The 12198-nt window shown below is 62.5% G+C and carries 9 protein-coding genes and 1 pseudogene; 4 read left to right on the forward strand and 6 right to left on the reverse strand.

Annotation, left to right across the window (positions count from 1 at the left end):
* Nucleotides 1–7 precede the first annotated feature (7 nt).
* The 4 genes and pseudogenes from AB0N72_RS19125 to AB0N72_RS19140 all read left to right on the forward strand — a co-directional run bounded on the left by AB0N72_RS19125 (nucleotide 8) and on the right by AB0N72_RS19140 (nucleotide 3260).
* A complete protein-coding gene (locus tag AB0N72_RS19125; RefSeq protein ID WP_363934017.1) occupies nucleotides 8–436 on the forward strand; it encodes a DUF4913 domain-containing protein in 429 nt (142 codons plus the stop codon).
* 512 nt (nucleotides 437–948) lie between these two features.
* Nucleotides 949–1101 (forward strand): hypothetical protein, encoded by a 153-nt coding sequence (locus AB0N72_RS19130; protein WP_363934019.1) that lies wholly within the window; start codon nucleotides 949–951, stop codon nucleotides 1099–1101.
* Nucleotides 1102–1126: 25 nt separating this feature from the next.
* Nucleotides 1127–2128, forward strand: coding sequence for a S1C family serine protease (locus AB0N72_RS19135; RefSeq protein WP_363934021.1), 1002 nt, complete (start codon nucleotides 1127–1129; stop codon nucleotides 2126–2128).
* Between the two features lie 82 nt (nucleotides 2129–2210).
* Nucleotides 2211–3260, forward strand: a pseudogene (locus tag AB0N72_RS19140) (PDDEXK nuclease domain-containing protein).
* A 536-nt stretch (nucleotides 3261–3796) separates the two neighbouring features.
* On the opposite strand, the gene AB0N72_RS19145 reads toward AB0N72_RS19140, so the two are convergent.
* From AB0N72_RS19145 to AB0N72_RS19170, 6 genes are all read right to left on the reverse strand, one after another.
* Nucleotides 3797–4864 (reverse strand): nitronate monooxygenase, encoded by a 1068-nt coding sequence (locus AB0N72_RS19145; protein ID WP_363934023.1) that lies wholly within the window; start codon nucleotides 4862–4864, stop codon nucleotides 3797–3799.
* A 459-nt stretch (nucleotides 4865–5323) separates the two neighbouring features.
* A complete protein-coding gene (locus AB0N72_RS19150; protein WP_363934025.1) occupies nucleotides 5324–6181 on the reverse strand; it encodes a PhzF family phenazine biosynthesis protein in 858 nt (285 codons plus the stop codon).
* 203 nt (nucleotides 6182–6384) lie between these two features.
* Nucleotides 6385–7911, reverse strand: a complete 1527-nt coding sequence (locus tag AB0N72_RS19155) for a carboxyl transferase domain-containing protein (RefSeq protein WP_363934027.1) — start codon at nucleotides 7909–7911, stop codon at nucleotides 6385–6387.
* The gene (locus AB0N72_RS19160) at nucleotides 7911–9143 is read right to left on the reverse strand and encodes a CoA transferase (protein WP_363934029.1); all 1233 of its coding nucleotides are present in this window, start codon (nucleotides 9141–9143) and stop codon (nucleotides 7911–7913) included. The genes AB0N72_RS19155 and AB0N72_RS19160 overlap by 1 nt, the downstream gene beginning before the upstream one ends.
* A gap of 120 nt (nucleotides 9144–9263) precedes the next feature.
* A complete protein-coding gene (locus tag AB0N72_RS19165; RefSeq protein ID WP_363934031.1) occupies nucleotides 9264–9812 on the reverse strand; it encodes a hypothetical protein in 549 nt (182 codons plus the stop codon).
* A 19-nt stretch (nucleotides 9813–9831) separates the two neighbouring features.
* Complete coding sequence (locus AB0N72_RS19170; protein ID WP_363934033.1) at nucleotides 9832–11991, reverse strand: beta-glucosidase; 2160 nt, start codon at nucleotides 11989–11991, stop codon at nucleotides 9832–9834.
* Between the last annotated feature and the right edge of the window lie 207 nt (nucleotides 11992–12198).

The raw sequence follows: 12198 nt of genomic DNA on the forward strand, positions 1-12198 counted from the left end.
TGCACGCATGGCGAATGATTTTGACCTCTACGACACGGACACACCAGCCCCAGCCCCAGCTGACCTAGGCGCAGTGAAAGAACCGGAACTCGTCTACGGCTCGGCCGAAGAGTTCCTCCATGAGCAGCTGCTGCCCACTTACATGCGCAGCGTCACGGGAAAATCCGCAAAGTGGTGCATCGAATGGTATTTCCACCCCGAGGCCATCTCCCGGGTCGCCGCGCTCTGGCGAGCCTGGGAACACCTGCGCCTGGACCCCGCGACGGGCATGAGCGTCTGGTGGCGAGACCACGCAGACCACCACATGCGCGTCCTCCTCGACCCCCAAGGGCCGTTCTACAACTGCGACATGAAAGAACACCGCGACCCCGACCACCTCGAACCCCGCAAAGCACCCCACGGATGGTTCCCCGACGTCAGAACCATCCAGCCATAATTCTGAACGCTCTATCGCTGGAAGCTACCTATTCTGTCTGAACAAGGAAGCGGTGTGCGGCTCCCGATAGTGCCACAAGCTGTGGCCACATCTAGTGGGGCAATAGTCCAAACAACGTTGAATCCTAGGCCGGAACTGAAGCCGCAGCGGGGGCTGCTGCGGCCAGTCGCAGGTCATCAGGGTAAGGCCCGGATGCGGTCCTGCTGTCGACTCGCCCGTCAGCATTTTCCGGATGAACAGGATCCTTAGGAGTTACGATGGGCTTGCTGGGACACGAGTCGAGTAAACGGCCGTTGGTTTGAATCATGGGGAAGGTCTCCTGCTTCCCTCCATGATCAGGCACATCTGACGGTGGCTTACCCGACTCATATTCTTTGTGAGCACTTGCAGGGGCGGGCACGACATAAGGCCGCTCGGGCAGCTGCTCTTCTCAGCCTCGGGAGGTAGCTAATGAGCAACAAACCAAACCCCTTCATCCGTTGCACAGTTGTCACGTCACTAACCCTGTGTCTGTGGGCTACAGGCTGCACCAACGGATCCGTCACGTCCCCGCAGACTTCGCCGCCGACAAGCAGCGTTCCAACCTCCTCGCCTACCCAAACCTCACCGACCACGTCGACGGCGACGAGTATAAGCGCAGCCCCGTCGACGAGCGCATGGCCTGATGTCGTCGCTGACGTTCAGTCAGGTGTGGGCCAAATCTCGGTCACCACGTGTGAATCCGGCGGTACAGGAACCGGGTTCCTTATCGAACCGAATCTGGTGGTCACTGCAGCGCACGTTGTCCATGACGCTGCCGCGATCAGCGTGGCTTTCGGCAGAACATCGGTGAACGCCACCGTTGTGGGCACTAATGAAGTGGCGGACATCGCTCTTGTCAGAACCGACCGTCCGGTCCAGGGCCATCAGTTTCAGCTCAGAACCAGCGAACCGCCGGTCGCCACCGACGTAGCAGCCCTTGGGTTTCCCCTGGGCCGCCCCTTCACCTTCACCAAAGGAACAGTCAGCGCCCTCGACGCTGAACAGGACATAGGGGACCGGGTTTTGCGCAACCTGATCCAAACAGACGCTGCTATCAACCATGGCAACAGCGGAGGACCACTCATCACCCAGGACGGCCAGGTAGCCGGCATTGTTGTCACCATCGAATTCGATCACTACATGAAAGCCGAAGGTATCGCCTACGCGGTAACGGCGCCCCGTGCCGCCTCCGCCGTCAACGAGTGGAAATCCAAGTCAACGCCTGTGGCCTTGAAAGACTGCGGAAATGCACCGGCGCCAGGTTCCGGATTCTTCCCCTTCACCGTCTCGGCAGATCATGACCAAGCGCGCAGCATAGGCCAAAGCCTGCTCCTTCACGGTCAAGGCATCAATCGCGGCGCCTACACCGCAGCATTCAAACTCCTCACCCCTGAGCTCCAGTCCACTTTCGGGGACGCCATCTCATGGAGCAAGGACCTCGGATCCTCCTACTGGACAAAAGCCGAGCTCACTAATGTCACCGGCGCCCCCTCAGCCAACGATCTGACCGCCGATGTGAATCTTCAAACCATCCAGGACGCCGCCGATGCCTTCCGGGATTCTGGCCAAACATGTTCGAACTGGAAGATCCGGTACTCCATGCACTGGGACGGCACAAATTGGCTCATCGCCGGAACCTCCCTGCCCTTCGGAGACCCAACCGCCTGCTAAAACCCGCGGGCTCAGTTGTCCAAACAGCGTATGGACAACTGAGCCCACCACCCCTGACGGTGGCTCACATTAGGGTGGAGTGATGACCGATTCCCGTGAACTTGACCTCCCCGCTGGCTATGCGGAACTGCTCGAGGATCTCAAAGCAACAGTCAAAGCAGCCAGGACCAAGGCTCTCCGGACCATTAACACCCAGCTCATCGAGATGTATTGGACCATTGGCCTAGGCGTCCGGCGTCGGCAAGAGCAGCAAGGCTGGGGGAGTGGGGTCATTAAGAAACTCTCCGAGGACCTGCGCAAAGAGTTCCCCGAGATGAAGGGCCTATCACCGTGAAATATCCAGTACATGGCCACTTTCGCGGCCACTTGGCCCGATGGGGCAATTGCGCAGCAGGCTGCTGCGCAATTGCCATGGGGACACATCATGGTCCTCCTGGACAAGAAGCTCGGGCTTGAAGCGACCAACGCCTACGCCGCAGCCGCCGTCCAGTACGGGTGGTCACGCAACGTCCTGCTGAACATGATCATGAACAAAACCCTCGAACGCACCGGCAACGCCCCGTCGAACTTTGCGCAGCAACTTGCTGCGCCCTCATCCGAGCTGGCCCAACAAGTCGCCAAAGACCCCTACAACTTTGAATTCCTTGGCCTTTCCGGTGAGGTAGCAGAGCGGGATCTGGAAAATGCCCTCACCAGCCGCATCACCGAAACCCTGCGGGAACTCGGGCCCGGGTTCTCCTTCGTCGGCCGGCAGGTGCACTTCGACGTCGACGGCGACGACTATTTCGTGGACCTGCTCTTCTTCCACATGGACCAAAACCGCTACGTGGTCGTTGAACTCAAGACCGGCAAGTTCCAGCCCGAATACGCCGGCAAACTGAACTTCTACGTCGCACTGGTCGATGACATGCTCCGCCGTGAGCACCATAACGAAACCATCGGCATCCTCATCTGCGGCACAAAGAACGACCGCACCGTCCGGTACAGCCTCGGCCGCTCGACCTCACCCATGGCAGTCGCCGCCTACACCTACGACAAACTGCCCGCAGACGAAAAAATCGCCCTGCCTAGTGAAGGACACGTTGTCGCCGCACTCGAATGGGCAGAAGCAACCACAGAATCCGAAGACTGATCGATGCCGACAGCGATGGTCAACGGCTGGAACTCATCGGCAGGAAGCTTGTGACTCCTTGTGAGTCTTGTGAGTCCTCGCGAATTCCTCCGTAGCCGCAGCTCGCCACAGTTTGAAAGGCGTTTCCCGAACAGCTGTACGCCGATAAGCACCCATATGTCGTGTACAAGGCAACGCCTAGCCCCGGGCCTAGGAACTTCAATCGCTCCGGCAGCTCAGCATGAACGTCCCTTCGACCTCAAGCGGGTGCGCACTCAGCACAGATTTCCCCACGGAGCAGGTGGCCCTGAAGCACCTCTAACCTCGCCACGCGGACACCGGAGCCCACAGGCAAAGCAGGGCACCATGGGCCGGAGGATGGAAGCCCCTCCTGAATGCCTTCGCCGCCAGCTTCGACGGAAGAATGTTGAAGCGACGAAGGCACATGGATAGTGGCGAAAAGGCTTCGGGACGGTTCTTCGCGGCTGCGTTGTCGGGGCTGATTAGTGGGTCTGGGAAGTCCCCGTAGGGAGGTGTGCGAAGCGGCGCATGTATTGCTATCGTGCTTCCGCAAGTCTGAGCAGTATGTTTGCGGCAGGTTCGTCGGTGGCGTGCTTATAACCGGTGCCTGCCCAGATGTTGATGCCCTCCGGGTCCCCAGCGGCGGCAGCGGCCTTCCGTAGGGGACTGGTCAGGTGATGCAGGGCGGGGTATCCGGCGGGCGCCAGCGTGTGGAACTGGTCGAGGAAGCGATTGCGGAGAGCGCGGGCGGGCCGGCCGGAAAACGCGGTCGTCAGCAGAGTCTCGGTGCGGGCCGGATCCGCCAGCGCCTTTTTGTAGGTTGCGGATGCGCCGCTTTCAGGTGTACGGAGCAGGACGGTGCCAATGACGGCGGCCTCGGCGCCGGCGCCGAGGGCTTCCTGGACCGCGGCAGGCGTTGCGATTCCGCCTGCCGCCCACAGGGGAAGATGAGTCGTGGTGCGCACGCTGTCGAGGAGTCCGGCCATGGGGACTTCTGCGATGGGAGTGCCAGGTGACATCGTCCCAGAGTGCCCGCCCGCCCGGTGTGACTGCACGATCAGTCCGTCTACGCCCAGGGCTGCGGCGCGTTTAGCCTCCTCCGGGTTGGTCACGGTCTGCAGTACCAGGGTGCCGGCCTGCTTTAGGCGGCGCACCACATCCGCTGGAGGAAGCCCGAAAGTGAAGCTGACCACCGGGACCGGATCGTGGGCAAGCATGTCGACTTTATCGTCCCACCTGTCGCTGTCCTCGAGGGCTGCCGAGTCACGGAGGTCGACACCGTACGCCGCAGCTACCGTGCGAAGGGCTTGGGCATATCCGATGAAGGCGTCCCGATTGATTGGAACAGTGTTAGGCACAAACAGGTTGACCCCGAAACTGGAAGTGCCGGAGCGTACCTCAGCGATCTGTCCGGCCAGCTCCGCTGGAGTCTTGTAGCCTCCGGCCAGAAAGCCGACCCCTCCTGCCCTGGCGGTGGCCAGGACAAGCCCGGTGGTGCTGGGGCCTCCAGCCATCGGGGCGGCGACTAAGGGAATGGTGGCACCGAGGCTGGCCAGCAGGCCGTTAGCCTGCAGCACTCTCCTGGCTTCATGATGGTCTGACATTATTGCCCTCCTCGTGCTGGAATACCTGGAAGGAGCGCCTGCATCATCGGCGGGGCACCTGAGCATCTCTCTCCACCATGGTAGGAGCGGCCGAGAACCGCCGGAAATGCCGCAGCCGCATGACCCATGCACGCCGCGCATCGAAGGGGATTGGGCCCTGGCGCCGACTGTTCGGCGGCGGTAGCCAAGAACTCACGCCCGAAGTCCGTGGGACGTGCGAGGCGATCACCAGGCGCACGATCACCGGCGGTGGCCGTCCAGCCGGACTCGTCCTCGATGAGAGCGAACAGGGCACGATGGTAGATCTGAACACTACGGTGGCCACAAGGGCCAGCATGGCTAACCGCAGCTACCGCCCAGGGCCGCCGCAGCCCATACTTTTTCTGGGGAGGTGCAATACGACGGGTGCGGGCGGATGGGCCGTGCTCATGTGCTCCTCTGTCGAGGCTGGTTGATGGGTCAGGTGGGGATGACAGCCGTGCCGCGGAAGCAGGTTGTGGTCGTTCCTCCGACCCAGACGGCTCCCCCGGAATCGGCGGTGATGATGATTTCTCCTGCTCTGCCGAGTCGGGCACCCTGTGACACCCTGTAGCTGGTCGGGGCTTCGCCCGTGCCGGTAAGCCACTGCCCGACCGAAGCGTTCATGGAACCGCAAACAGGGTCTTCGTCCACGCCGACTCCCGGCGCGAAGGTGCGCATCTCGAACGCGTGCTCCGAGCCTTCCGGATACGCGCCGATCGCGCCGACCATCGCGTCCGGGATCTGGCCCAGGTCGGGTTCGAGGCCGAGGACCTCTTGGGCGGTGGCAAGGCGGATGACCGCCCAGCCGGGTCCGTTATCCACCCACTGGTGAGAGAGAATCTGCTCGCGGCGGATGCCGAATGCGGAAACGATTCGGGCCAGATAGTCATCCTCCAGCCTGCCCGTGCGAACGATGGCCGGAGCGGCAAAAGACAAAATGCCATTAGTGCGATGCACGTCGATCAGACCGGCGCTGCATTCCTGCACGATCCGGTCCGCCTGCATGGGGGTTCCGCCGGCCTCAAGCCAGGCATGCGCAGAGCCGAGCGTAGGATGCCCCGCGAACGATAGTTCGCCGCCGGGGGTGAAGATCCGCACCCGGTAGTCCGCATCAGTGGTGGTAGGGGGCAACAGGAATGTCGTTTCAGACAGATTCGTCCACCGCGCGATGCGTTGCATCAGTTCGTCATCAAGACTAGCCGCTTCCAGAATGACAGCTACGGGATTCCCGCGGTACGGGGTGGAGGAAAATACGTCCACCTGGAGAAACGAACATTCACAAACTGCTGAATTCATGGGGGTCTTTCTGGACACGCGTAAAACGCTCGAGTGGGCTCCATCCACACTAAGGGAATACTGGCCTTCAAAAAAAGGGCCAGTTTGGAAAAGTGGACACGGTGATCCGGCCGCACTTCCAGCTACCCGTCCCCCCGCTCAGGCTGGCAGCGCTGCGTTCCTTGACCCTGCAGGCTTAAACCTGATCGCCCCGAACTCCCGAATCAGAGCCCGAGTGTACGATACTTTCTCATTCGTTCTGCCAGAAGTCGCTCTACTGGCCGGGACGAGAGGCTTCCCAGCTCGTATTCGATGGCATGGGCGAGCCTGAGACTGAATTCACGGGGCTCCCGCGCGCAGTCGCCCACACTGTCGGGATCGCTACCGCGTTCGTCGACGATATGGTCTACGAGGCCAATCGCGTGCAGTCCGGCTACGTTGATGCCCTGGGATGCGGCCATGGCGGAAGCGAACTCGGGCGTTCGGTGCACAATGGCGCTGGCTCCTTCCGGGGGTAGGGGAGACAGCCACGCGTGCTCGGCCGCGATGGTGCGGTCGGCCGGGAGAAGTGCCAGGGCACCGCCACCGGCGCCTTGGCCGAGAAGCACCGACACGGACGGTGCGCGCAGCCCGATGAGTTCGTAGATGGACCTGGCTATTTCGCCGGCCAGTCCGCCTTCCTCTGATTCCTTGGAGAGTTCCGCGCCTGCGGTATCGATGACGGTCAGTAGTGGTAGGCGGAGTTCTTCGGCGAGCCGCATGCCTCGTCTGGCTTCCCGAAGCGAAGCCGGGCCCATTTCTTTGCCGCCTGGTTGCAGGGGCCGTGCGTGGCCCAGGACGACGCAGGACTGGGTGCCAAATCGGGCAAGGGCGAGAAGGAGCCCCGGGTCTTTCTCTCCCTGGCCTGTTCCGTTTAGTGGAAGGGCGTCGTCAGCGCCGTAGCGGAGGAGATGCCGGAGGCCGGGTCTGCGCGGATTCCGTGAGATCCGAACGGACGTCCAAGCATCGGCCCGGGACGGCAGGACGCCGGTGCTATATGGAGCCGTGACCGGTTCTGAAGGGTGCGGCATGAGGATGTTCAAAGCCCGGTCGATCAGGTCGGGTAGCCCGGCGGGCTCGGCTACCGCGTCGATAAGGCCCTTCGCGAACAGGTTTTCGGCGGTTTGGACGCCCGCCGGGAACGGTTCGCCATGAAGAGCTTCATAGACGCGCGGCCCCAGGAAGCCCAGGAGCGCCTGCGGTTCTGCGATGTTGACATGCCCTAGGGATCCCCACGATGCCATCACCCCACCCGTGGTCGGATGGCGCAGGTACACCAAGTAGGGGAGCCCGGCCTGGCGGTGGGCCCGAACCGCGCCACTGATTTTCACCATGGAGAGGAACGCGGTCGTTCCTTCCTGCATCCGGGTGCCGCCGGATGCCGTGCCGGCGAGCAGGGGCAAGCCCTCAGCTGTGGCGCGCTCAACGGCTTGCACGATCCTTTGGGCAGCGGCGTGGCCGATCGATCCGGCCAGGAACGCGAATTCGCTGATAATCAGCGCCACTCGATGGCCGCGGACTACACCCATGCCGGTGATGACGGATTCGTCTTCGCTGCTCCTTTGTGCCGCCGCGGCCAGATCGAGAGCGTAGTCCTCGCCGTGGGGAAGCTGCTCAGGTTCTGTGTCCCACGGGATAAAGGTACCGGGGTCCAGTACAACGGATAGAAGAGCTGTGGCCGAAAGCCGCTTGGTCCGTTGGCGTGTCGGCATCAGCGAACCTTTTCCCCGAGGTGGACGGCGGTCCGGTCTTCGTTTGCGAGCCACTGCTTGATACGGTCCCCGTCGGCGTCGAGCAGCGGGGGCGCGAGGTGATGTGTGGGCGTGGTCTCCGTCTGGCCATCGCCGGTGAAGAACCGAAGAGGCGGCCCCGGGAGGGTAATTTTGCCTAGCAGGGGATGGTTCACGTCGATTTTCAGCCCCTGCGCGGTTACCTGTTCCCAGGCGTAGACCTCATCCAGGGTGCGGACTTTTCCGGCGGGGATGCCGGCTTGTTCGAGCTTTGCGAGGAGGTCTCTGGCATCGTAGTTCTGGAAGACGGCTTCTATGGCGTCGATGACTTTTTGCCGGTTCTGTACCCGGTCCGAGTTCGTTGCGAATTCGGGTGCGCCGGAGTCAAGACCGAACTCACGGGCAAAAGCCGACCAGAGCTTTTCGCTGCCGACGCTGATCTGGACGCTTCCTCCGCGGCAGCGGAAGAGGCCATAGGGGGCGATGGAAGGGTGGTGGTTGCCTTGGGCCTGAGGCACCTCGCCGGCGACGGTCGCCCGGGTCCCTTGGAACGCGTGAACCGAGATCAGAGACGCAAGCAGCGACGTGCGCACGAGCTGGCCTTTACCAGTGCGTCCCCGTTCAACCAGGGCGGCAAGAACGCCAAAGGCTCCGTTCATCCCCGACAGTAGGTCGGCGATGGGTACCCCGACCCGTTGTGGATCGTCAGGACCGGACCCGGTCAGGGACATTAGGCCGGCTTCGCCTTGGAGGATCTGGTCGTAGCCGCTCCGGTGCGACTCGGGGCCATCGTGGCCAAAGCCGGTGATGGACAGGACAATGAGCCGGGGATTGAGTTTGTGCATGGCAGCCGGGGAGAATCCCAGGCGGTCCATGACGCCAGGACGGAAGTTTTCGATGACGATGTCGGCGCGTTCCAGCAAGGCGGTGAGTGCAGCTTTTCCCTCGTCGCTTTTGAGGTCCAGGGCGATTGACTCCTTGTTGCGGTTGCAGGAAAGGAAGTACGTGGCCTGCAGGTTGTCCGCCGGGCCAACGAACGGCGGTCCCCAGCCCCGGGTGTCGTCCCCGGACCCGGGATTTTCGACCTTGATGACACGGGCGCCAAGATCGGCAAGCATCATTCCGGCGTGCGGTCCGGCCAGGGCGCGGCTAAGGTCCACGACCAGGTGGCCGTCGAGGGGGCCGATCGCGTGTCCTTCTGTTTTTTCGTTCATGGGCTGAGGCTCCTTGCGGTTAGCGTTCTTATTGCGTTCAGTAGTGGGTGGCCAAGCCAGTCGGGTGGTGGGTGACGTCCGGGATCCCTGGATGAGTCGCCGCCAATGCAGGGCGACGGCCTACACGGGTGCTGTCGTTTTGATCTCTGCCGCCGGTCGAACCTGGAGGGCCTCCAGCCCGTAGTCGCTGGGCGGGGCTGTAGGGGCCAGCAGGTGCATGGAGTGTTCTTCCCACCGCCACACCTGGTGCCCGGCCTTGAGCCTTCCGCTGAAAGATCTGATCGCGGTGCAGTTCCAGTGCGGCCCGGAGTTCCAGTCCTGATAAAAGCCGGAGTAATGCACTGCCCCATCTGTGAACTGGACGCTGAGGTTGTGGATCGTTTGAGCGGCGGGGTGATGGTTGGCGTTGAACCAGCCGAGGATCTGCGCCGGGTCCGTGGAGGGCGCGCTTCCGTTGCTGATTCTGACGCCCCTGATCAAGTCTGCAAGCCGAACAGCGTCCTGCCGGCACAGGGCGAGGCTAAAGGCTGCGAGGAGGTTTTGGATGTGGTGTCTGGCCGCGGGCAGTCTTGTCGTGAACTCCATGTCCGCGTTGGCGGCAATGAACACAAGGTCGAGAGATACGGCGTCCTGGGATGGGCGCAGGGGAGGGGCTGGAATTCCCGGCATCATAACGTCCGGTGGCCGGTTACCTTCCAAAGCGGCGTCCCGGAAGCGTGACCGTCTGAGTTTCGACGATGTTCGCGGCTGATCGTCCCAGGGCGATGGCGTGCAGGCCTTCGGCGATTTTCCATTGTCCCGCGTCGGCGTCGAAACGGGCGAGGAGCCGGGGATCCGCTTCGATGTGAACCTGTGCGGATTGGCCTGGCTCAAGGGAGACCCGGCTGTATCCGAGCAACCGCTGGCGGGGCTCATCCGGTGCCGCCATAAGGTAGAGCTGAGGAACATCAGACCCTGCGCGGTTCCCAGTATTGGTCACCGTGAACGTCGCTGTGACGGTTCCGCCGCCGTGAACATCCAGGGCCGAGTATTCGAAGTTCGTGTAGGCCAGCCCATGTCCGAAGGCGAACAGCGGGTCGTGGTCTTTCTTGGCGAACCGCCGATAGCCGATTTCCGCGCCTTCGCCGTATTCGATAGTCGTTGGGGTTCCCCAGGGGGTGCCCTGGCCTGGCAGGACGGGCCGCGGCACGTCGTGAATACTCGCGGGAAACGTCATAGGCAGGCGCCCGGAGGGGTTGACACGTCCAGTCAGAATTTCGGCGATGGCCTGTCCTCCGGCCTGGCCGGGGTACCAGGCCTGGACAACAGCGCGGACCCTGTCCTTCCACGGCATGCTGACTGGGTTCCCGCTTTCGAGCACGACGACTGTGTTCGGGTTGGCCTCGGCGACGGCGTCAATGACGCCGTTCTGCCCCCAGGGCAGGTCGAGGTCAATCAGGTCGTATCCCTGGCCGTCGACCCGGACCCCGAAAACAATGACGAGGTCGCAGCGGCCCGCCAGGGATGCTGCCTCTGCCGGGCTCAGGCCCGGGTCGTATTCGATGGTTGCATCCGGAATCAGTTTGCCCAGCTCGTTCAGTGGGGAGTTCGGGAGTACGAAGAGGTTGCGGTTCCGACCCATGATTCCGAACCCGCCGAGGTTGATGCTTGCCGCGTAGCCGGTGGGCGGAACGACGGCGCTGGATCCCGTGCCGCTGATGACGCCCATGTGGGCGTACCCGCCGATGATGCCGATGGTTGGCGCCGTGTCTACCGACAGCGGCAAAATCCCGTCGTTGCTTAGCAGCACAATTCCCTGTCGTGCGATGTCCAGGGCCACCTCGTTGTGTTCTGTCATGTCGACGTCCACATCGTTAGTAGTGAGTGCCTGCTCGATGCCGACGGCCAGAATGGAGCGAAGGATTCGCCTTACCATGTCGGAGAGTCGTTCCTTGGGGAAGAGTCCGTCCTCGTAAGCCGTGCGAAGGTTGTCGGTGAAGGCCTCTGCTCCCCAGATCATCTTGTCCACCTGGATCCCGGCTTCCTGGTCCAGGCCTGAGAGAGCGTATTCCCACGTCGGGGTAGCGCCCCAGTCAGACATGACCCACCCTTGGTATCCCCAGCAGTTCTTGAGGACATGGTCGATGAGTTCTTTGTTGCCGCCGCCATGCTCGCCGTTGACCTTGTTGTAGCTGGTCATGACGGCTCCGGGCCGGGACCGTTCAATCGCTATTTCGAACGCGAGCAGGTCTGATTCACGGTGGGCGGCCGGGTCGATGCGGGCATCAATCCAGCGTGAGTTGGTCTCATTGCAGTTCAGGGAGTAGTGCTTGATGGTGGAGATGACGTGCTCGGCCTGTATGCCATTGATGGATTCGGCGGCGAGGTCCGCACTGAGGTACGGGTCTTCGCTGAGGTATTCGAAATTCCGTCCGTTGCGGGGGTCCCGAGCGAGGTTTATTCCCCCTGCGAGCATGACATTGAAGCCCCGGGCGAGTGACTCGAGCGCGAGCACCCTTCCGGCCCGGCGCGCCAGCGCAGGGTTGAAGGTGGACCCGAGTGCGAGCCCCGCGGGCAGCGCGGTCGCAGTGTCGCCGGGCCGGTAGCCTGGGTTGGTCACGCCGAGGCTGGCGTCCGTCATGACGAGTTCGGGGATGCCAAGCCGGGGAATGCCGGGTGTGTAGCCGGCACCGACGGGGGCGCTTTCCGGAATGCGGGCATCATCACGGGGAAGGTCCAGCAGCCCGGCGCTCATGTGGCTGACGATGAGTGAAAAGCGTTCTTCATCAGTCATGAGCGATTCAAGGTCTCGGGCCCGTTCATCCGGGCTGGCGGAAACGACGGCTTCGATGCCGGATACGTGCGTCATGGGAAGTCTTCTTTCGGAAGAGTTGGGAACCGGCTGGGTCTGAGTGTCCTGCCCGCACGCCGGGCGCATGGTGGTAAACCCTGTCGGGGACCTCTGCCAGCTAAAGGCAGGCCCCAGGGGACCTGGCAGCCGGGGTGCTGTGCTGGCGGGACGCCGAACGGCGGGTCAGCTTTAATCTCCGGTGGGGTGCCAGTCGGCAGCCGTCAC

Origin of the sequence: Paenarthrobacter sp. NPDC089307, assembly GCF_040685055.1 — a bacterium.
In the GTDB taxonomy this organism is placed as follows: Bacteria; Actinomycetota; Actinomycetes; order Actinomycetales; family Micrococcaceae; genus Arthrobacter.